Raw genomic sequence first — 21,176 nt, 5'->3', positions numbered from 1 at the left:
GTTGCGCCCCTAAACCGTCCAGATCAGCACGTTCCCCAGCGTCACCAGTGCCGCCAGCGCCATCAGTACCGGCTTCTGCCGCTCGCCGCGCCGCCAGAGCAGGACCGCGCCGATCAGCAGCGCGAAGACCCCCAGCATCGCGATGCCGAGCAGCGTCGAGGCGGTGGCGGAGGGGGCCGGCATCAGGCGGGCTCCGCCGCGGCGAACGCGCCTTCGCCCGCCAGCACGCGCGCATAGGCGTCCGGATCGGTATTGCCGCCTGACAGCAGGACGAGCGTGCCCGGCTGCGGCTCGACCCTGCGCGTGAGGAGCGCGGCGAGCGCCACCGCACCGCCAGGCTCCACCACCAGCCGCAGCTTCGCCGCCGCCCAGCGCTGTGCCTCTCGTATCTCGGCCTCGCTCACCGCCACGCCGTGCGCGTCGCGGCGTGCAAGCACCTCGAACGTCCGTTCGCTCACGCGCAGCGTCTGGAGCGCGTCGCAGGCGGTGGGCGGCGCATCCGGCCCGACGGGTTCGATCCAGCCCGCCTCGAGGCTGCGCGCCATGTCGTCCCACCCCGCGGGCTCGGCGGTGACGATCGCCGCTTCGGGCAGCGCGAGCGCGAGGCCCGCTGCCAACCCGCCGCCGCCGCAAGGGCTCACCACGCGCGAGATGGCGCCGAAACCCTGCGCCTCGGCCTGCCGCGCCGCCTCGATCCCGGCACTTCCCTGTCCCTCGATGATCCAGGGGTCGTCATAGCTCGGCACCAGCACCGCGCCGCGCGCATGGGCGAGGTGGGCGGCGATCTTTTCGCGCGCCTCGGTCAGCCGGTCATAGCCGACGACCTCCGCGCCCATCGCCAGCGTCGCCTCGCGCTTCACCCGCGGCGCGTCGTGCGGCATCACGATCACCGCCGGCATGCCCAGCCGCCGCGCGGCCCATGCGACCCCCTGCGCATGATTGCCCGAAGAGAAGGCGACGACGCCCTTCGCCCGATCCTCCGGCGCGATGGCGGTCAGCCGGTGCCAGGCGCCGCGCAGCTTGAACGCCCCGATCGGCTGAAGACATTCCGCCTTGAAGGCAAGCGTCTGGCCGTGCAGCTCGGCGGTGAGCAACGGGGTCGGCGGTACCACCGCGGCGACCTTTGCCGCGGCGTCGCGCACCCCCGCGCGGGTCGGTTGTCTCAAAAACGTCACAAATCGTCTCCGACCGCAAAAAACCCCGCAGAATCGCTTTACACCCCGGGGCATGGACCCTATGTGCGCCCTCCGCTGCCCCATGGGACTTCCAACCGCAAGGCAGCTTTTTTCACCGTATGCCGAAAGGCAATTGGAGGTCCCTTGAATTGGCCAAGCATCATCGCGCGCTGGGGGTAGCTCGTACCCTTCGACCGGTTCAGCCGGTAACGCTGGTTCGGCCGCACGCTGCGGCTCGTGCGGCTCGGTTCTTCGTCGAGAAGTTCCCGGGCCGGACGCTCTATGCCGTGAAGGCGAATCCGTCGCCCGACCTGCTCCAGATCCTCTGGGACAACGGCGTCACGCATTACGACGTGGCCTCGATCGGCGAAGTGCGCCTCGTCGCACGCACCCTGCCCGAGGCGACGCTCTGCTTCATGCACCCGGTCAAGGCCGAGGAAGCAATTGCCGAGGCGTATTTCACGCACGGCGTGCGCACCTTCTCGCTCGACACGATCGAGGAGCTCGAGAAGATCGTCCGCGCCACCAAGGGTGCCGACGACCTGACCCTTTGCGTGCGCATCCGCGTCTCGTCGGAGCTGTCGAAGCTCAGCCTCGCGTCGAAGTTCGGCGCCGGCCCGGGCGAGACCAAGGCGCTCCTCTTCGCCGCGCGTCAGGCGGCGGACACGCTCGGCATCTGCTTCCATGTCGGCAGCCAGGCGATGTCGCCCGACGCCTATGGCCAGGCGATGGAGCGCGTGCGCATGGCGATCGTCGAGGCGGCGGTGACGGTCGACGTCATCGACGTGGGCGGCGGCTTTCCCTCGGCTTATCCCGGCATGGAGCCCCCGCCGCTCGAGCGCTATTTCGAGACGATCCACCGCGCGTTCGAGAGCCTGCCGATCAGCTATTCGGCCGAGCTCTGGGCGGAGCCCGGCCGCGCGCTGTGCGCCGAGTACAGCTCGCTGATCGTGCGCGTCGAGAAGCGTCGCGGCGACGAGCTGTACATCAACGACGGCGCCTATGGCGCGCTGTTCGATGCCGCGCATGTCGCCTGGCGTTTCCCGGTGACGTTGCTGCGCGAGCATGACAGCCGGGCGAAGGACGTCGGGTTCAGCTTCTATGGGCCGACCTGTGACGACCTCGACCATATGGCGGGACCGTTCGATCTGCCCGCCGACGTCGATACGGGCGACTATATCGAGGTTGGCATGCTCGGCGCCTATGGCTCGGCGATGCGGACCGCCTTCAACGGCTTCGGCACCGACGAGACGATCGAGGTGACCGACGAGCCGATGGCGACGCTGTATGCGGGGCTGGAGGACGAAGCCGACAGCGGCAACGTGGTACGGCTGGGCGCCCGCCGCGGTTGATCGCGATCACCGACAAGCAAAGGGCGGCGGAGGCATCACGCTTCCGCCGCCCTATTTGTGTCGTCAGGCCTGCCGATGGTCACGCATCATCGCTTCGATCGCCGTGACGGCCTCGTGCGGTCGCGGCACGCCAAACAGGTCGATCTCGCGGACACGGCGACCCCGCCGTGTCGTCACCATCACCCAGCCGCGGTGGTCGTCGCCCTCGACGAACCCTGCTCCGATCAGATCGATTGCCAATAGCTCACGTGATATCCGGCCCTTGCGATCGAACCAGATGATCCGGCGATCGGTCACCGCCATTCGATCGCGCGCCATCCGCAACACATCGCCGCCATGCGTCACGATCACGCCGATGGCAGAAAAGCCGCCGAGAAAGAGCACGACGGAGGTACCCAGCACACTCTCGGCGACATGATCAGGTTCGGTCCACGAGCGCCAGAGGAAGTACAGGCACAGTGACGCGACAAGCGCGGTCACGCCGATGCCGACCCAGTGCATCAGACCGAAGGCATGGATGCCCTGCCGCCCCTCCCACCGGATCGTCTCACCCTGTTCCAGCGAGTGGTCTATCGAGGAGGGGCTGGCGGCAATCGAGAACAGGTAGAGCCCGAAGCCGAGTCGCCACACGAGGAGCCCGATCACCGGCAGAAGAAGGATGGCAGCGCCGATCTGCGCGTACCACCGCGGTATCGCCCACCACGAACCGTCCGGAAGCCGGACCCAGGCGACGGCCTCGCCCCGCGTGAGGACGAACGCCAGCATGCCGCAGAGCGCCACCAGCATGGCGAACGTGACGATCATGCCGATGATCGACGCGCTCCGTTTCGCACGAAGCCGACGCAGCGCCTCGACACGCGGTATTCGACGGTCGCTCATGTCCCGGGGCGGCCGTGAAACGCGATGCCTCGCTATCCCTTACGTCAGGACAAACGGTCCCGGAACGTCTCCCAGCCGAACTCACGCACCATTTCCAGGCAGTCGTCGCGCGAGTCCCAGAGGGCGATGGCGGGGAGCGGGACGCCGTTGAACGTGGTGGTCTTGACCATCGAATAATGCGCCTGGTCGAGGAAGGCGATGCGCGTGCCTGGCGCCGGCCGCTCGGCGAAGCGATAGTCGCCGATGATGTCGCCGGCGAGGCAGGAGGGGCCGCCGAGGCGGACGGGAACGCCGCCCTCGACCTCACCCAGCATCGCCGGGCGATAGGGCGCCTCGATCACGTCGGGCATGTGGCAGGTGGCTGAGATGTCGACGATGGCGACGGGCATGCCGTTATCGAGCACGTCGAGCACCTCACCGACGAGGATGCCGGCGTCGAACGCGATCGCCTCGCCGGGTTCGAGATATACTTCGAGGCCGGTGTCGGCCCTCACCGCCTTCAGGAACTCGACGAGATCGTCACGCTGATAATCCGCGCGCGTGACATGGTGCCCGCCGCCGAAGTTCAGCCACTGAAGCTGGCCGAGGAACGGCTCGATCCGCGGGCGCAGCGCTTCCCAGGTGCGGCGGAGCGGCGGGAAGTCCTGTTCGCACAGCGAGTGGAAATGGAGGCCGGTGACGCCCTCCAGATCGGCGGCGGTCAGCTGGTCGGCGGGGTGGCCGAGGCGCGAGTGCGGCTGCGCCGGGTCGTACTTCGCGACTTCGCCCTCGGCATGCATCGGGTTGAGGCGCAGGCCCACGTCGAAGGAGGCGCCGCCATGCCGCGCCGCCGCCAGCAGGTCGGCAAAGCGCCGATGCTGGCCGGGCGAGTTGAAGATGATGTGGTCGGACAGCGTGGCGACCTCCACCATGTCGCTCGCCTTGTAGCCCGCGCAGAAGGTCGCGATCTCGCCAGTGTAATGCTCGGCCGCCAGCCGCGCTTCCCACAGGCCCGAAGTGGCGGTGCCGTCGAGATACTTGCCCACCAGATCGCCGAGCGACCACATCGAAAAGGCCTTCAGCGCCAGCAGTACCTTCACGCCGGCGCGGTCGCGCACGTCGGCGAGTATGGCGAGGTTGCGCTCGATCGCCGCCTTGTCGACGACGAAGCACGGGCTCGGCACGCGGCTGAGGTCGAAGCGGGCAAAGGCGCCTGCCCCGCCCGACTTGGTCGTCATCGGCGAAGCGGCGCGGGTATCGTCGGGTTTCATGGCGCTCCTGGCCCCCGGCGAACCGCGCCGGGGGGCTTCACTGGCAATGGATCAGAACCGCAGCGGCTCGGGCAGTTCCTTGACCTGCCAGGGCAGGCCGTGCTGGTTGAGCATGTCCATGAAGGGATCGGGATCGAACTGTTCCATGTTGAACACGCCCTCCCCGCGCCAATGGCCATTCAGCATCAGCGCCGCGCCGATCATCGCGGGCACGCCGGTGGTATAGCTCACCGCCTGGTTGCCCGTCTCGGCATAGGCGTCCTCATGGTCGCAGACGTTATAGACATAGACGGTCTTCTCGGCCCCGTCCTTGGTCCCCGTCGCGATGTCGCCGATATTGGTCTTGCCCTTGGTCGTCTCGCCCAGCGTCGCGGGCTCGGGGAGCACCGCCTTCAGGAACTGGAGCGGGATGATCTCGCGCCCCTCGTACATCACCGGCTCGATCGAGGTCATGCCGACGTTCTGGAGCACGCGCAGGTGCGTCAGATACTGCTCGCCGAAGGTCATCCAGAAGCGGGCGCGCTTGATCTCGGGGATGTGCTTGACGAGGCTTTCCAGTTCCTCGTGGTACATCAGGTACATGTTCTTCGCGCCAACCTGGTCGAAGATGAATACCTGACGCTCGGAGAGCGCGGGCGTCTCGACCCAGCCGCCATTCTCCCAGTGGCGCGCGGGCGCGGTCACTTCGCGGATGTTGATCTCCGGATTGAAGTTGGTCGCGAAGTGCTGGCCATGATCGCCGCCGTTGCAGTCGAGAATGTCGAGCGTCTCGATCGTGTCGAGCAGGTGCTTCTTGATGTACGTCGCGAACACGCTGGTCACGCCGGGATCAAAGCCAGAGCCGAGCAGCGCCATCAGGCCGGCCTGCTTGAAGCGGTCCTGATACGCCCATTGCCAGCCATATTCGAACTTCGCCTGGTCGCGCGGCTCGTAATTGGCGGTATCGAGGTAATCGACGCCGGTCTTCAGGCACGCCTCCATCAGATTGAGGTCCTGATAGGGGAGCGCGAGGTTGACGAGCAGCTTCGGCTTCACCTGGTCGATCAGGCGCGCGGTCGCATCGACGTCGTCGGCATCGACCTCGGCGGTGTCGATCGTCGCGCCGAAGCGCTCCTTCACCGACTGGGCGATCGCGTCGCACTTGAACTTGCGGCGGCTGGCGAGCGTCACCTTGCCGAACAGCTCGGGATTCTTCGCCATCTTGTGCACCGCGACCGACGACACGCCGCCCGCACCGATCACCAGAACGTCTTTCACATCGTCGCCTTTCGCGCGAGTAAGGGAATGGCGGTCCCATATGGGACCCGGCCACCGGATGCAAAGCCTCGCGCTTCAGTATGAAGCGGCGATGACAAGAGTGAGGGGATGACGATGGACCGACGCACGATGCTGGGCATGACCGCCGCTGGGCTGGTCGCAGCGGGAACCGCGCGGGCGCAGACTGGCGACGATCGGCCGAGCGACCTGCCCTGGCCACCGCGCGAGACGTTCGACCTGTGGCCGGGCAAGGCGCCCGGGACGCCCGCGACGCTCCCCACCCCCGTCCGCTACGGTCCCGGCGGGCGCGAGCTGTGGCTGCGCGGGATCGCCAGGCCGACGCTGTCGGTCTATCGCCCCGCCAATCCCAACGGCATCGGCATCCTTTCAATCCCCGGTGGCGGCTATCAGTTCGTGTCGGTCGAGAACGAGGGGCACAATGTCGCCAAGGTGCTCAATCCGCTCGGGTTCACGGTCTTCGCACTCGTCTATCGCCTCCCGGGCGAGGGCTGGGCGAACCGGGCCGACGTGCCGCTCCAGGATGCGCAGCGCGCGATGCGGATCATCCGGGCGCGGGCGAGCGAATTCGGGATCGCCCCGAAGAAGCTCGGCATCCTCGGCTTCTCGGCCGGCGGGCATCTCGCGGGGTCGCTCTCGACCGCTTACAATGATCCGACCTACGAGCCGGTGGACGCGATCGATCGCGGATACGCACGGCCCGATTTCTCCGGGCTCGTCTATCCGGTGACGACACTGGCGGAAACCGGCTCACCCAGCCGCTCGCGTGCCAACCTGCTCGGCCCGTCGGTCATGAACGAGGCAGCGGCACGCTACGACACAGTACGCCGCGTCGATGCCGGGACGCCGCCGCTCTTCCTCCTCCACGCCGCCGACGATCCGATCGTGCCGCTCGAGATGAGCACCGCGATGATTTCAGCGGCACGCGCGGCGGGCGTGCCGGTAGCGGCGCATTTCTACGACAAGGGCGGCCACGGCTTCGGCATGGCGCTCGACCCGCAGCACCCGGCACACGGCTGGGGCGCGCTCTATGCGACCTGGGCGGCACGGATGGCGAGCGGAGGGTGAAAAGAAAGACGCGCCATCCCGGCTCAAGGCCGGGATGGCGCGTATTGTATAAGCGACAGCGTTCTTGCCAGCCCGCCCCGGACCTGATCCGGGGTTCCGCTTCTTGTCGGCGCTTACTGCTCCTCCGCCGGCACGGGTGCGGGCTCTTCCGCCGGCGCGTCATCGCGGTTGATGCGGGCGGTCATGCCCGTCGCCTCGGCGTCGTCCTGCATCTGCTGGTCGGCCTCGACCTCGGGCGCGGGGGCGGGCTCGAAGGTCGGGGTCGGCGACGGCGTCGGCAGCGGCTCGGGCGTCGCGGTCGGCAGCGGCTCCGGGGTCGGCAGCGCCTCGGTCAGGTTGGCGTCGGGGCCTTCGGGCGCGGGCACCTCGGGCTCGCCCGAACACGCCGCAAGCGCGAGCGGCAGGAGCATCAGGGCCGGGCGGAACGGGAAGCGCATCGGAAACAGTCTCCAGTCAGATGGGATCAACGGCTCGCGACCTGCACGGCCGAGCGGTTCTCGATCTTGTCGGCAAGCTTGGCATCCCAGCCATAGGGATCGTCGCGGAAGTTGATCTGGCCGTTGCCGCTGGCGAACGCGGTCCAATAAAGAAGGTAGACCGCGACCGGCGTATTGAGCCGCGCGCGCACCGTCTTGGTCGTCGTCGTGACCTGCTCGTCGATTGCCTCGGGCGTCCATTCGGGCACGTCGCGCAGCAGCCGCTTGGCGAGCGCATTGGGCTTTTCGAGGCGGATGCAGCCATGGCTCGCCAGCCGGTCGAAGCGCGAGAAGCCGCCCTTGGCCGGCGTATCGTGCAGATAGACCGCGAAGGGATTGTCGAAATCGAACTTGAACCGGCCAAGCGCGCTGGTGTCGCCCGATGCCTGCTGGAGCCGGGCGCTGTCGCCCTCGCCGATCACGCGAAAGCCGTTGGCCTTGAGATAGCCCATGCCCTTGGGAAAGAGCTCGCGCTTCGCGATGCCCGCGGGCACGTTCCACGGCGGGTTGAGCACCACCGAATGGATGCTCGACGACAGCATCGGCGTTTCGCCGCCGCCGGGCTTCCCCGTCACCGCCTTCATCGACATGACCGGCTGGTCGCCCTCGAACACCGTCATCACGGCGGCGGCGATGTTCACCTGGATGCGATCCTTGGGCAGCTCGCTCGGTAGCCAGCGCCAGCGCTCCATGTTCGCCATGATCTGGCGCACGCGCGTCGCGACGGGAACGTTGAGCGCCGCCATGGTCCCGGTCGAGACGATGCCGGTGGGGTTGAGGCCGTAGCGGCGCTGGGCGCGCTGGACCGCGGCGCGAAGTCCCTCGTCATAGGTGTCGCCGGCGGTGGAAACCGTGCTGTCCTCGACCGCCAGACGCTGGCGCAGTGCCGCGACCCGCGCACCCTTCGCGCCCAGGCCCATGTCCGGGCCGGCGGGGATCGTCTTCCATCCACCCGCGGCGGCGATGCGGCGATAGGCGGTCAGCCCCTTGCGCAGCCCCTCATAGCCCGCCCATGGCGGCGGGAGCTCGGCAAACCACTGGCCGAGGCGATCGGCCTGCACCGCCTGCATGAACGAGGGATAGGGATCATAGGGCTGCGGACGGAGCGCCCAGTCGGCCTGGAAATCGGCGGTGTTGAGCCGCCCGGCGCGCACCGCCTTGGCATGGTCGAGCGCGGCGCGGACGAGCGCGTCATTGTCGGCGGGCGCGGGCGGCGCCTTGCCCGAGAAGCGCAGTCCCTGCTCGTTGATGTCCTTGCCCAGCAGCTGCGCGAGCAGCGCTGCCTGCTCGCCCGACAGCTTGGGCAGCGGACGCGGCGCGATAACGGGGGGCGTCGGTACCACCGGCGCCTGCACGCGCGGGGCCGGTGCGACGGGCGCGCTCTGCGTCTCGGGCACGATGTCGGGCGGCAGCAACGACTGCTGCGCCTGCGCGCCGCCGGCCAGCAGCACCGCCGACCCCAGACCCATCCCGAACCGCATCATCGTCTTGCCAGCCATCAACCCGCCTCGCATCGGCGCCGATACGCGCGCCTATCCCGCTCCACATAGCGACCCCGACCGTCCCTCGCAAAGGTGAAGCCGGCGCGGACGGTGCATTTCTTGCAGGTTGAACTCTTGAAGGTTGAGCGGACGCCGCGAGCAACCGGTGGGGAATAGAAGCGGTCTCCCGAGCGAGGTCCGAACAGAAAAGGGCGGCCCGTCGCCGGACCGCCCCTTCCCTGTCTCGACGCATCCAGGGGATGCGGGCGAGCCGTTCGAGATTACTTGACCTCGACGGTCGCGCCGGCTTCCTCGAGCTGCTTCTTGATCTTCTCGGCCTCGTCCTTCGACACGCCTTCCTTGACGGCCTTGGGCGCGCCCTCGACCAGGGCCTTCGCCTCGGTCAGGCCGAGGTTGGTGATCGCGCGGACTTCCTTAATGACGTTGATCTTCTTGCCGCCGTCGCCGGTCAGGATCACGTCGAACTCGGTCTTCTCCTCGACCGGGGCAGCAGCCGCACCGGCGCCGCCGGCGGCGGGGGCAGCGGCAACGGCCGCGGCCGAAACGCCCCACTTCTCTTCGAGCAGCTTCGAGAGCTCGGCGGCCTCGAGGACGGTCAGTTCGCTCAGCTGGTCAACGAGCGCGTTCAGGTCAGCCATGATAAACTCCAATTTCAAATGGGTTGAATGTGGTCAGTGTCCGTTGCCGCCCGAAGATCAGGCGGCGTCCTTTTCCGCATAGGCGCCAAGCACGCGGGCGATCTGCGCCGCCGGTGCCTGGGTAATCGTCGCGAGCTTGGTCGCGGGCGCCTGCACGAGGCCAATCAGCTTGGCGCGCAGTTCGTCCAGCGACGGCAGCGACGCCAGCGCCTTGATGCCTTCGGCGTCGAGCACCTGCTTGCCCATCGCGCCGCCGACGATCTCGAGCTTGTCGTTCGTCTTGGCGAAATCGATCGCGACCTTGGCGGCGGCGACCGGATCGGTCGAAGTGGCAAGCGCAGTCGGACCCGTCAGCAGGTCCGAAATACCTGCATAGTCGGTGCCCTCGAGCGCGATCTTGGCAAGGCGGTTCTTGCTAACCTTGTAGCTCGCACCGGCCTCGCGCATCTTCGTGCGGAGCTGCGTCGACTGGGCGACGGTCAGCCCCAGGTTGCGGGTGACGACCACCACGGCAATCTCGTTGAAGGTGCGGTTCAGCTCGGCAACGGCTTCGGTCTTTTGCGAACGATCCATGCCGGTCTCCTCACAATGGACCCCGAAGGGTCCGGTTACGTCGAGGACCGGGCGGCTGCCCGACCCCCTCGTCCGAGGGGCATGCTCGTCATGGCCGGACACTGGCCCGGCGGCCGACCCGATCCGCGAACGGACCGGTGGAAACACATTCCCCGTCTCGGCAGGACATTAAGGAGGGCAGACCCCACCACCTGCTGTCTCGGACGGACACACGGCAGCATGGCCACCGTGCGAAGCGCGGCCCATTAGCGGAACCTGGGCTGGAGTCAAGCCGTCAGCGAAGCTCTCGCCCGACGGGATACAGGAGATAGCGATCGTCAAAATAGGGCGTCCGCTCGTAGAACCATGCAAGCCGCGCCTGACCGTCGCCTGCGAACTTCGGATCGGCGGCAAGCTTCGCCTCGAATTCGGCCTTGAGCTTGGGGTCTTTCGCCAGCATCGCGTCGGCGAGCGGAGCGATGGCGTATCCCTCGATATATTCGGTCCGCATCAGCATCGCGGGGGTGAGGTTCCAGGCGACCGCCCCATCCTCGCTCTCGGGCTCGAGCAGCGCCGCCGCGACGAGCGCGAGCGGCTGGTCGGCGGGCACGCGCACCGACCCCGCGGGCATGGTCACGCGGCGGCGTTCATGGACGATGCGGCCGGACAACGGCACATGGCCCTCGTTCGCGGCCCCGAGCTTGGGGTCGAGCACGCGCGCCATGTCGAGCTCGATCTCGCGCGGGCGGTCGATCACCTCCATCTTCAGGCCCTGGAGCCCCGCTGCCTTCTGGATCGCCGTGGCGCTCGCCGGGATCCACCAGGCGCGCGGCAGCGTCACGCGGGCGGCGGGCGACTGGCCCATCACCGGCACCTTCAATTGAACGGGCCGCCCGGTCCAGCGCACCTCCTCGCGGCCCGAGGCGGGCGAGCGGTAGGTCTCCTGCGCGATCCCCTTGAAATCCATCGTGAACAGCGGCGCGGGATCGTCCTTCCATGCCGTCACGATCGTCGTCGGCCGCGCCGCGCGATCGGAGGCGATCGCCCGGCGCAAGGCCGCAGCCTCGTCGCCCGCGGTCCTCAGCGCCGTTTCGATGAAGACATAGGTGCCGAGCACGCGGCGCCTATAGTTTTTGAGGCTGTGCGTCTCGAGCAGCACCGTGGGCACCCGTGCCACGTCCCCCCAACCGGTCGAGAAGCGCGGGGCATCCGCATTGTGCGCGATACCCTTGCCCAGCGCACGATTGTCGAGCGCGTCGATATAGAGCGCGGGCACATGCCCCGCCGCGGTCAGATCGCGATCGAACGCGGGACGCAGCCGCGAGTCGAGCCACCGCCCGATCGCCGGGCTCGCCGCATATCGCCCGTACAGCCCGTTGAAGTCGTAGGTGATGTCATACTGGTAATCGACGCCGTCGGTGACGTGCAGGTCGAGATAGAGGACGGGATCGAGCCGGCGGATCAGCCCCAGCATCGCCTGCATCTCTGGCGCGTCGGCCTTCAGGTAATCGCGGTTGAGGTTGAGGTTCTGCGCGGTCGTGCGCCATCCCTGCACTATCGGCCCGCGTTGATTGGGCCGGCTGTACCGCGAGGCGCGCTCGTGCCCGTCGACGTTGAAGATGGGGACGAGGACAAGATCGGCCTTGTCGAGCAGCGCCGCCTTGCCGCCAAAGGCGATGTCGCGAAGGAGCATCAGGCCGGCATCCTTGCCGTCGATCTCGCCCGCATGGATGCCCGCCTGTGCGAGGACGACGGGCCGGCCCGGCCCCTTGCTGGCCCGGATGAAGTAAAGGTCGCGCCCCTCGGGACTGCGGCCGAACACCTCGAGCTTGAGGAGCGGCGAGGCGGCGACGAGCTTCTCGGCGAATGCCCGGGTCGCGGCGTAATCGGGCGTACGGTCGAAGTTGGCCGCCTCGGCCGGCGTGATCCAGCGGCTGCCGGGCTTGGCGACCAGCGCCTCATTGGCCCCTTGCCAGGGCATTTCGGGCGGCAGCGGCGCCAGATCCTGCGCAGCGGCGGGCATGGCGATGAGGGCGGCGAGGGTCAGGAGCGAGCGCATAGCGCGGGCATAGCGAGAGTGCATCCCGACCGGAATGCTTCTCCGGGTACGAATTGCCGCAAGCCACCCACCCCGCCCCAAAAGGGTGATGGCAAGTCACGGATCTATTTGAGATATCTCTTGGTGGCTGGACGGCGGGTTGCACTCCCTTTCGCTCGTCGATCCGCCCCGCGCCGCCGGTTCACCGTATGTTTAGATTATCGAGCCTAACGCGGCCAAGAGGCGAGCGCGATCCAACGGACAGCAACCCGGATCGCGCTCGCTTTCTGCTTGAATCAGAAGCGAGTCTCCTTCCCCGAAGGGCGAGGACAGGCCGCGCTCAGCCCAGCGTTGCGCCCGCCAACCATGCCGCAAACGCCGCCGCCGCCAGCAGCGTCCCCAGCGGCAGCTTGGCATCCCCGCGCATCCGCAGGACAACAGCGCACACCAGTCCGATGATACACGCCGCGAGCAGCACGCCCGGCAGCGCGCGCCAGCCAAGCCAGAGCCCGATCGACCCAAACAGCTTGGGATCGCCGCCGCCCAGGCCCATCCGCCCGCGCAGCCGGCGATAGGCGGCGGCGACCAGCCACAGCACGCCGAACCCCGCCGCGCCGCCGATCAGCCGGTCGGCAATCGGCGGCGGCGCCGTCAGCGCACTCGCCAGCCCGGTCAGCGCCAAGGCCGCGACCAGCCGGTTGGGGAGCCAAAACGCAGCCAGATCGATCGCGCCCAGCGCAAGTAGCAGCCAGCCGAACACCGCCCCGGCCACGCCCTCCACCCCCGGCGCGACGAGTCCCGCGACCACGCCGATCGTCAGACCCAGCAGCTCGATGATGAAGTGCGACCGCCCGATCCGCGCGCCGCACCGCCGGCACCGGCCGCGTTGCACGACGAAGCTCAGCACCGGCACCAGCTCGCCCGCCCCCAGCGTCTCGCCGCACGCGTCGCAGCGCGAACGTCCCCTCGCCCGCTCTCCCGCCGGCCAACGGATCGCGATCACCGCGATGAAGCTGCCGAACACTGCGCCCAGCACGCCGAGCAGCACGGGCCAGAGGAGCGGCGGGACCATCGCCCGCCCCTACCCGCCCCGCCGCGCGCTCGCCAAGGTTTCAATCGTCACCGATCGCCCCTAGATCGCGGGCAAAGAACCAGGAGAGCCCCGCATGTCCGCCGATCCCGTCGTCATCGCCAGCTATGCCCGCACGCCGATGGGCAGCTTCCAGGGCGTGCTGACCGGCGCCACCGCGACCGAGCTCGGCGCCGCAGCGGTCGGCGCGGCGGTCGAACGCGCGGGGCTGAAGGGCGAGGCGATCGAGCGCATCTATATGGGCTGCGTCCTGCCCGCCGGTCTCGGCCAGGCGCCGGCGCGGCAGGCGGCTATCGGCGCCGGCCTGCCCACCCATGTCGAGGCGACCACGGTCAACAAGATGTGCGGCTCCGGCATGCAGGCGGCGATCATGGCGGCCGAGGCGCTGGCGGCGGGCAGCGCCGACTGGATCGTCGCGGGCGGCATGGAGAGCATGACCAACGCGCCCTACCTGTCGCTGCGCCACCGCGGCGGCGCGCGCATCGGCCATGACGTGCTTAAGGATCACATGTATCTCGACGGGCTCGAGGACGCCTATGAGCCCGGCCGGCTGATGGGCAGCTTCGCCGAAGAGACCGCGGCGGAATATCAGTTCACCCGCGCCGCGCAGGACGATTTCGCGATCCGCAGCCTCGAGCGCGCGCAAGCGGCGCAGGCGTCGGGCGCGTTCGACCGCGAGATCGTCCCGGTCGAGGTGAAGGGCCGCAAGGGCACCGAGACGATCCGCCTCGACGAACAGCCCGCTCGCGGCGACGTGGCGAAGATCCCGACGCTCAAGCCCGCCTTCTCGAAGGACGGCACGATCACCGCGGCCAATGCCAGCTCGATCAGCGACGGTGCGGCCGCGCTGGTGATGACGCGCGCGTCGCTGGCCGAGAAGTTCGGCCTGACGCCCGTCGCCCGCGTCGTTTCCACCGCCGCGCACGCGCACGCCCCGGCGCGCTTTACCACCGCACCCGTGTTCGCGATGCAAAAGGCGCTCGAGAAGGCCGGTTGGCAAGTCGGCGACGTCGACCTGTTCGAGGTGAACGAGGCGTTCGCCGTCGTCGCGATGATCGCGATGCGCGACCTGTCGATCGGGCACGAGGTGCTCAACGTCCATGGCGGCGCCTGTGCGCTCGGCCATCCGATCGGCGCCTCGGGCGCGCGGGTGTTGGCGACGCTGCTGTCGGCGCTCGAAACCCACGGCCAGAAGCGCGGCCTCGCCTCGCTCTGCATCGGCGGGGGTGAGGCGACGGCGATGGCGGTGGAGTTGCTCTGAGCGAACGCGCGATCCTGGAGGCGCGCTGGCTCGACCTGACGCGGACGGTCATGCCGTCGCTCGCCGCCGAGCGCGGCTGGCCGGTGCGCGCCGATCACTGCTTCCAGCGCATCCTCCTCGACAATGCGTTCGGCGGCGTGTGGTACGACTTCGTGGCGCGGCGCCCGGCCTATGCCCATGCCGATGACGCAGCGCTCGCGCGTGCCGTCGCACTCGGCGAACAAGCGCTGGCGGGTGACATGGACCTGACCGAGCTCAACCGCAGGTCGCTCGCCTGGCGTCGCGCGCGCCCCTCGTAACCGGCGCGCATGCGACCTATCTGTCGCTCTGGCATCCGCCCCGGAACGAAGCTAGAACGGACCGCATGACCCTGACCCACATTTCCGTCCGCGGCGCGCGCGAGCACAACCTCAAGGGCGTCGATATCGACATCCCGCGCGACACGCTGACGGTCATCACCGGCCTGTCGGGCAGCGGCAAGTCCAGCCTCGCCTTCGACACCATCTATGCCGAGGGGCAGCGGCGCTATGTCGAGAGCCTGAGCGCCTATGCGCGCCAGTTCCTCGAGATGATGCAGAAGCCCGACGTCGACCATATCGAGGGGCTGTCGCCGGCGATCTCGATCGAGCAGAAGACGACCAGCCGCAACCCGCGCTCGACGGTGGCGACCGTCACAGAGATCTACGACTATATGCGCCTGCTCTGGGCGCGGGTCGGCATCCCCTATTCGCCCGCCACCGGCCTGCCGATCGCCGCGCAGACGGTCAGCCAGATGGTCGACCGCGTGCTCGCCCTGCCGGAGGGCACACGCCTGCTCCTCCTCGCCCCCGTCGTGCGCGGCCGCAAGGGCGAGTATCGCAAGGAGCTGGCCGAGTGGCAGAAGGCGGGCTTCCAGCGCGTCCGCATCGACGGCGAGACGTACCTGATCGAGGAAGCGCCGACCCTCGACAAGAAGTACAAGCACGACATCGAGGTGGTGGTCGATCGCCTCGTGGTGCGCGAGGATATCGCGACGCGGCTGGCAGAGAGTTTCGAAACCGCGCTGAAGCTGGCCGACGGCCTCGCCTATGTCGACCTGACCGACGGCGTCGTGCCGGGGCGTGAGAACGAGGCGACCGATGCCGGCGCGATGAAGGGCGCGGGTATTCCCGCCAATCGCATCGTGTTTTCCGAGAAGTTCGCCTGCCCCGTCTCCGGCTTTACGATTCCCGAGATCGAGCCGCGGCTCTTCTCGTTCAACGCGCCACAGGGCGCCTGCCCGGCGTGCGACGGGCTGGGCGAACGACTCGAGTTCGACCGCGACCTCGTCGTTCCCAATCACGACCTGTCGATCAAGAAGGGCGCGGTCGTGCCCTGGGCCAAGTCGAACCCGCCCAGCCCCTATTACATGCAGGTGCTCGGCTCCCTCGCGCGCGAGTTCGGCTTCGGGCTCGACACGCCCTGGAAGGATTTGAGTCCCGAGCATCAGGAGATCATCCTCACGGGCACCAAGGGCAAGGCAGTCACGCTCACCTTCGTCGACGGACGCAAATCCTATGACGTGAAGAAGCCGTTCGAGGGGGTGATCGGCAACCTCAACCGCCGCATGCTCCAGACCGAAAGCGCGTGGATGCGCGAGGAGCTGTCCAAATACCAGGCCGCGCACCCCTGCGAGACGTGCGGCGGCGCGCGCCTGAAGCCCGAGGCGCTGGCGGTGAAGATCGCCGGAACCGACATCAGCACGGTGACGCGGCTGTCGGTGCTCGATGCGCTCGACTGGTACAAGCGTCTGCCCGACGAACTCACCCCGCAGCAACGCGAGATCGCGCGCGCGATCCTCAAGGAGATCGACGAGCGGCTGGGCTTCCTCAACAATGTCGGTCTCGACTACCTCAACCTCGACCGCACGTCGGGCACGCTGTCGGGCGGCGAATCGCAGCGCATCCGCCTCGCCTCTCAGATCGGCAGCGGGCTGTCGGGCGTGCTCTACGTCCTCGACGAGCCCTCGATCGGCCTGCACCAGCGCGACAACGACATGCTGCTGGCGACCCTCCGGCGGCTGCGCGACCTCGGCAACACCGTTCTCGTCGTCGAGCATGACGAGGATGCGATCCGCACCGCCGACTATGTCATCGACATGGGGCCGGGCGCGGGCGTCCACGGCGGCGAGGTCGTCGCCAAGGGGACGCTCGACGAGATCCTGGCGGCGGAGGGCAGCGTCACCGCCGATTACCTGAAGGGCGTGCGCGAGGTCGCGGTGCCGGCCAAGCGGCGCAAGGGCAACAAGAAGAAGCTGACCGTCCACAACGCGGTCGCCAACAACCTGACCGGCGTCACCGCGTCGATCCCGCTCGGCACCTTCACCTGCGTCACCGGCGTGTCAGGGTCGGGCAAGTCGAGCTTCACGATCGACACGCTCTATGCCGCCGCAGCGCGGACTCTCAACGGCGCGCGCGTGCTGGCGGGCAAGCACGATCGGATCACCGGGCTCGAGCATTGCGACAAGGTCATCGACATCGACCAGTCGCCGATCGGCCGCACCCCGCGATCCAACCCTGCGACCTACACCGGCGCGTTCACCCAGATCCGCGACTGGTTCGCCGGCCTGCCCGAGGCGCAGGCGCGCGGATACAAGCCCGGCCGGTTCAGCTTCAACGTCAAGGGCGGACGGTGCGAGGCGTGCCAGGGCGACGGCGTGCTCAAGATCGAGATGCACTTCCTCCCCGACGTCTACGTCACCTGCGACGTCTGCCACGGCGCGCGCTACAACCGCGAGACGCTGGAGGTGAAGTTCAAGGGCAAGTCGATCGCCGACGTGCTCGACATGACCGTCGAAGACGCGGTCGAGTTCTTCAAGGCCGTCCCCCCGATCCGCGAGCGCATGGCGATGCTCGCCGAAGTCGGCCTCGGCTATGTCAAGGTCGGGCAGCAGGCGACGACGCTGTCGGGCGGCGAGGCGCAGCGCGTGAAGCTCGCCAAGGAACTCGCGCGCCGCTCGACGGGCCAGACGCTCTACATCCTCGACGAGCCGACGACGGGCCTCCACTTCGAGGACGTGCGCAAGCTGCTGGAGGTGCTCCACGCGCTGGTCGACCAGGGTAACACGGTGGTGGTGATCGAGCACAATCTCGACGTCATCAAGACCGCCGACTGGATCATCGACCTGGGCCCCGAAGGCGGCGTCAAGGGTGGCGAGATCGTCGCGGTGGGCACGCCGGAGGACGTGGCGAAGGAGCCGCGGAGCTATACGGGTCGGTATCTGGCACCGCTGCTGGAGCGCGGGCGGGGGCAAGCGGTGGCGGCTGAATGACCCACCGGCCTCACTGAACCGATGTGCAACGAAGCGGCTCGGCGCATGGCGATCGGTCAGATCCGCAAGGATTTCGCCGAACGCCGCATCCCGCTTCGCTTTCCGGAGGGTGTGCCCAACCTTCCTGCGACCGGTAGCGTTCGGATCACCGATGCCAGTGCGATCGTTCGTCACGGCGAGACCGGTGCGGAACTCGTCATGCGCCGATGGAGCTGGCCATTGCCGAACGGAAGACCGCTCTACAACTTTCGAAGTGAGGGACGGCGTTTCGACAACTCGAGAAATGGGGGGCGCTGCCTGATCCCACTCGATTCGTTTTACGAGTTCACCGACGCCGCGGACGGCTCGCGGAAGCGCAAGGACAAATGGTCATTTGCGCTTGCAGCGGGATCAGACGGTCGTCGCAACCGCTATGCGAGCAGCAATCGGCCCAATGCCTTTTTCTGCGTGGCGGGCATCTGGCGACGGGATGCAACGGTGGGTGAGGCCTTTACGATGCTGACCTCAAACCCCGGACCCGATGTCGCACCGTATCATTCAAGGCAAATCGTCCTTTTCTCCAGCGATGCCTGGATGGCCTGGATCGAGGGCGTCGTCCCGGCGACGGACCTGATTGCCCCCTCCCCGGCGGGCACGCTTATTGCGGAACAGATCGTCGGCCAGACGAGCCTCGCTCGATCTGACCGCTATTGCGACTTGCTATCAACAATGCGGACGGGCATAAGCCTAGGCCATGCCCTCCCCGCGTCATCAACCATGCTGACCCCCGCGCTGCTTCTTTTGGCCGCCGCCGGCACCGTCGTCCTGCGCCTCGCCTGGGACGCTCGCGAGCCGGCGCAGGTTCGTCTCACGCTCGCCGGATGGTCGGCGATCGCGGTGGCGCTTGCCGCCCTCGCCGCGCGCGACGGGGCCTGGGGCATCGCACTGGGCGCGCTTCCGGTCATGCTCGTCGCGTTCGGCTTTCTCGCGCGGGCAGCGCTCGCGTCCGCTGCGCCGTCGCGGGCTGCGCGGGTCGTGGAGAGCGAGCCTTCGGTCCACCTCCACGCGCGCGACTGGCGCGATGTCGGGCGGCGGGTCGCCATCTTCCTGATCGCGGTCCCCGTCGCCGGGCTCGTCTCGCTCCTCGCCGGCCTCGCCTTCGCCGCCGCGGCGCGAGCGGGCGGCGCGGTCGAGGCCGACTCGATCACGCTTGCGCTGTTCGTGACGCCCCTCGTCTGGTCGATCCTCGGCGTGGTGCTGCTGCTCGAGGCGCGTGCGGCGGCGATGCTGCGGCCGCTTGTGGCGATCGGCGCCGTTTCCGGCGCGACCTTCTGGCTGCTCGGCTGAGGACAACGACATGCGCTTTCCCACCGCCGACCTCGTCCGCCGCGCGCTGTCGGGCCATGCCGCGATCGGGCTGCTCGCCGGCGGCCTCCTCTACCTGATCTGCCTGTCGGGCACGATCGTCGTGCTGCGCGAGGAGATTCAGCGCTGGGAGCAGCCCAACGTTGCCGAGACCGCGACGATCAGCCCCGCGGCGCTGCAGACCGCCGCGCGCGATGTGCTGGCGAGCGAGGCGGGAAAGAAGCCGACCGAGCATTTCTACATCCGCCTGCCCAACGGCGCCCTGCCCCGCGCGGTCGTCACGACCGACAATCAGGCGGTCTATATCGACGAGAGCGGTGCCGTCGCCGACAAGGAGGCGCATGGCTGGACCGAGTTCCTCATCAACCTCCACGTCTATCTGCACGTCCCCGGCACGCTCGGCCTGACGATCGTCGGCGCGCTGGGCGTGATGATGGCGGCGCTGACGCTGGGCGGCGTGCTCGCCCACCCGCGCATCTTCCGCGACGCCTTCCGGCTCCGGGCACGGGGGCAAAAGCAGTTGGCGCTCGCCGACTGGCATAACCGGCTGGGGGTGTGGACGCTGCCGTTCGGCCTTGCGCTGGCGCTCACCGGCGCGATGATCGGGCTGGGCGGCGTCGGCTTCTATGCGATGGCGGCCAAATGGTATGGCGGCGACGTCGAGAAGGCCTATGCCCCGATCTTCGGCGGCGAGCCCGCGCATGCCGAGGGCAAGGCCTCGCTCGCCCGCATCGACCGGGCGATGGCGAACCTGACCGCCGCGCATCCGGGGATCGAGCCGAGCTATGTCATCCTCCACGAACCCGGCACGCGTGGCCAATATCTGACGATCCTCGCCAAGCATCCGCGGCGGCTGATCTATGGTGAAACCTATGCCTTTGATGCGGCCGGCAACCCGACGCACAAGGTGGGGCTGAGCGACGGGCCGATCGGGCGACAGTTCGCCGCCTCGACCTACGATCTGCATTTCGGGTCGTTCGGCGGCTGGCCGGTGCGCCTCGCCTACGTCCTGTTGGGCGCGGCGGTGACGGTGATCTGCGGCACGGGCATGTCGATCTGGCTGGTCAAGCGGCGCCAGCGCGGCCGCGCCAGCCCGCGGCTGGAGGCGATGTGGGCGGCGACCGTGTGGGGCGCGCCGCTCCTGATGCTCGCCGCGCTTGCGCTTCGAGCGGTGACAGGGGCTGAGGCGCCGATGGTGGCGCTGTTCTGGAGCGGCCTTGCGCTGCTGATCGGCGCCGGCATCCTGCTGCCGCGTGCGGAGGCGTGGGCGCGCGGGCTACGGCTTGCGCTCGGCGCGGCAATGGTCGCGGCCGGGCTCGGCCATCTGGCGATCATGACCAGCGGGATTGGGCCGCTCTACCTGATCGATCTGGCGCTCGTGGCGGGCGGCGCCGGCTTTCTCTGGCCGACGGTCCGCCAGTTGCGGCTGACCCGACCGGCCGAGCTGGCGCCCGCCGAATAAGGGATTGCGGGCGCCGCATGGGGCGATTAGCCCCTGCCCCGACGGCCCCGTAGCTCAGTTGGATAGAGCAAGTGCCTTCTAAGCACTAGGTCGCAGGTTCGAGCCCTGCCGGGGTCGCCACGTCGTCGGTCAGCGCGGGTACGCGCAGGCGGATTGGCGGCGGATCGAGCGGACGACTGCCCGCCGGCCGGACCGCGCCCTCCAGCCGGGCAATGCTCGCCGCACGGCGCGCCGGGGGCATCGCCGCGAGGCGGCGTCGCGCCGCCCGCGTCAGCGCGAACCGCCGCCAGCCGCGCTCGCGCATGCAGCGTCGAAGATCGTCGGGCGCGCGAACCTCGCCGCCGTTCAGCACCGGCGGCCCCAGCGGCGGGCCGAGCGCGGTGGTGCCCGTTACAATCATCCGGCAACGTTCCAGGCTGATCGCAACATCACCGGGCCGTGCGCCCGGCCGGTTATAGAAGGTCGCCGGCACCGGCTGCGCCGCCAGCGCAAGGATCAGGAGCGCAACCATCGGCAGGCCAACCG

19 protein-coding genes, 1 tRNA gene and 1 pseudogene are annotated in these 21,176 nt (G+C 68.5%); 9 read left to right on the top strand and 12 right to left on the bottom strand.

Going from position 1 to position 21,176, the window contains the following annotated elements; all coding sequences use genetic code 11:
- Positions 1-9 precede the first annotated feature (9 nt).
- A complete protein-coding gene (locus tag COC42_RS17775; RefSeq protein WP_176484707.1) occupies positions 10-183 on the bottom strand; it encodes a hypothetical protein in 174 nt (57 codons plus the stop codon).
- A complete protein-coding gene (locus COC42_RS15185; RefSeq protein ID WP_245844200.1) occupies positions 183-1,175 on the bottom strand; it encodes a threonine ammonia-lyase in 993 nt (330 codons plus the stop codon). The genes COC42_RS17775 and COC42_RS15185 overlap by 1 nt, the downstream gene beginning before the upstream one ends.
- A gap of 149 nt (positions 1,176-1,324) precedes the next feature.
- Between COC42_RS15185 and COC42_RS15180 the strand changes: the two genes are divergently transcribed.
- Positions 1,325-2,527: a type III PLP-dependent enzyme gene (locus COC42_RS15180; RefSeq protein WP_096344095.1), complete on the top strand. Its 1,203-nt coding sequence runs from the start codon at positions 1,325-1,327 to the stop codon at positions 2,525-2,527.
- Between the two features lie 63 nt (positions 2,528-2,590).
- On the opposite strand, the gene COC42_RS15175 is transcribed toward COC42_RS15180, so the two are convergent.
- From COC42_RS15175 to COC42_RS15165, 3 genes are all read right to left on the bottom strand, one after another.
- Positions 2,591-3,331, bottom strand: coding sequence for a hypothetical protein (locus COC42_RS15175; protein WP_141395860.1), 741 nt, complete (start codon positions 3,329-3,331; stop codon positions 2,591-2,593).
- 119 nt (positions 3,332-3,450) lie between these two features.
- A complete protein-coding gene (locus tag COC42_RS15170; RefSeq protein WP_096344252.1) occupies positions 3,451-4,623 on the bottom strand; it encodes a carboxynorspermidine decarboxylase in 1,173 nt (390 codons plus the stop codon).
- 84 nt (positions 4,624-4,707) lie between these two features.
- Positions 4,708-5,913 (bottom strand): saccharopine dehydrogenase family protein, encoded by a 1,206-nt coding sequence (locus COC42_RS15165; RefSeq protein ID WP_096344093.1) that lies wholly within the window; start codon positions 5,911-5,913, stop codon positions 4,708-4,710.
- Positions 5,914-6,027: 114 nt separating this feature from the next.
- Here COC42_RS15165 and COC42_RS15160 point away from each other — a divergent pair, with 114 nt between their 5' ends.
- Positions 6,028-6,999, top strand: coding sequence for an alpha/beta hydrolase (locus tag COC42_RS15160; protein WP_217991297.1), 972 nt, complete (start codon positions 6,028-6,030; stop codon positions 6,997-6,999).
- Positions 7,000-7,112: 113 nt separating this feature from the next.
- Here the strand turns inward: COC42_RS15160 and COC42_RS15155 are convergent, their stop codons facing one another.
- From COC42_RS15155 to COC42_RS15130, 6 genes are all read right to left on the bottom strand, one after another.
- Entirely contained in the window at positions 7,113-7,436 is a 324-nt protein-coding gene (locus tag COC42_RS15155; RefSeq protein ID WP_245844198.1) for a hypothetical protein, read from the bottom strand.
- 26 nt (positions 7,437-7,462) lie between these two features.
- Positions 7,463-8,974, bottom strand: a complete 1,512-nt coding sequence (locus COC42_RS15150; RefSeq protein WP_245844195.1) for a L,D-transpeptidase family protein — start codon at positions 8,972-8,974, stop codon at positions 7,463-7,465.
- Between the two features lie 263 nt (positions 8,975-9,237).
- Positions 9,238-9,615: a 50S ribosomal protein L7/L12 gene (gene rplL / locus COC42_RS15145; protein ID WP_096344091.1), complete on the bottom strand. Its 378-nt coding sequence runs from the start codon at positions 9,613-9,615 to the stop codon at positions 9,238-9,240.
- A 57-nt stretch (positions 9,616-9,672) separates the two neighbouring features.
- Positions 9,673-10,188: a 50S ribosomal protein L10 gene (gene rplJ / locus COC42_RS15140; protein ID WP_096344090.1), complete on the bottom strand. Its 516-nt coding sequence runs from the start codon at positions 10,186-10,188 to the stop codon at positions 9,673-9,675.
- Positions 10,189-10,462: 274 nt separating this feature from the next.
- Positions 10,463-12,226: a M14 family metallopeptidase gene (locus tag COC42_RS15135; protein WP_096344089.1), complete on the bottom strand. Its 1,764-nt coding sequence runs from the start codon at positions 12,224-12,226 to the stop codon at positions 10,463-10,465.
- Positions 12,227-12,545: 319 nt separating this feature from the next.
- Positions 12,546-13,277 (bottom strand): prepilin peptidase, encoded by a 732-nt coding sequence (locus COC42_RS15130; protein WP_096344088.1) that lies wholly within the window; start codon positions 13,275-13,277, stop codon positions 12,546-12,548.
- A 94-nt stretch (positions 13,278-13,371) separates the two neighbouring features.
- Here COC42_RS15130 and COC42_RS15125 point away from each other — a divergent pair, with 94 nt between their 5' ends.
- From COC42_RS15125 to COC42_RS15100, 7 genes and pseudogenes are all read left to right on the top strand, one after another.
- Positions 13,372-14,556 (top strand): acetyl-CoA C-acyltransferase, encoded by a 1,185-nt coding sequence (locus COC42_RS15125; RefSeq protein ID WP_096344087.1) that lies wholly within the window; start codon positions 13,372-13,374, stop codon positions 14,554-14,556.
- Positions 14,557-14,606: 50 nt separating this feature from the next.
- Positions 14,607-14,855 (top strand): GCN5-related N-acetyltransferase, encoded by a 249-nt coding sequence (locus tag COC42_RS15120; RefSeq protein ID WP_096344086.1) that lies wholly within the window; start codon positions 14,607-14,609, stop codon positions 14,853-14,855.
- A gap of 65 nt (positions 14,856-14,920) precedes the next feature.
- Complete coding sequence (gene uvrA, locus COC42_RS15115; protein WP_096344085.1) at positions 14,921-17,845, top strand: excinuclease ABC subunit UvrA; 2,925 nt, start codon at positions 14,921-14,923, stop codon at positions 17,843-17,845.
- A 21-nt stretch (positions 17,846-17,866) separates the two neighbouring features.
- Positions 17,867-18,424, top strand: a pseudogene (locus COC42_RS18025) (SOS response-associated peptidase family protein); the annotation flags it as partial.
- Between the two features lie 177 nt (positions 18,425-18,601).
- Positions 18,602-19,171, top strand: a complete 570-nt coding sequence (locus COC42_RS18020) for a hypothetical protein (protein ID WP_245844268.1) — start codon at positions 18,602-18,604, stop codon at positions 19,169-19,171.
- Positions 19,172-19,181: 10 nt separating this feature from the next.
- Positions 19,182-20,651, top strand: a complete 1,470-nt coding sequence (locus COC42_RS15105) for a PepSY-associated TM helix domain-containing protein (protein ID WP_096344083.1) — start codon at positions 19,182-19,184, stop codon at positions 20,649-20,651.
- A gap of 43 nt (positions 20,652-20,694) precedes the next feature.
- Positions 20,695-20,771, top strand: a tRNA-Arg gene (locus tag COC42_RS15100).
- On the opposite strand, the gene COC42_RS15095 is transcribed toward COC42_RS15100, so the two are convergent.
- Positions 20,737-21,162: a hypothetical protein gene (locus tag COC42_RS15095; protein ID WP_096344082.1), complete on the bottom strand. Its 426-nt coding sequence runs from the start codon at positions 21,160-21,162 to the stop codon at positions 20,737-20,739. The genes COC42_RS15100 and COC42_RS15095 overlap by 35 nt on opposite strands.
- Positions 21,163-21,176: the final 14 nt, after the last annotated feature.

The sequence above is a fragment of the Sphingomonas spermidinifaciens genome, from assembly GCF_002351485.1.
GTDB classification, from domain to species: domain Bacteria; phylum Pseudomonadota; class Alphaproteobacteria; order Sphingomonadales; family Sphingomonadaceae; genus Sphingomonas; species Sphingomonas spermidinifaciens.
The sequence above is the reverse complement of the archived record's forward strand: the minus strand, read 5'-3'. Positions and strand labels throughout refer to the sequence as shown.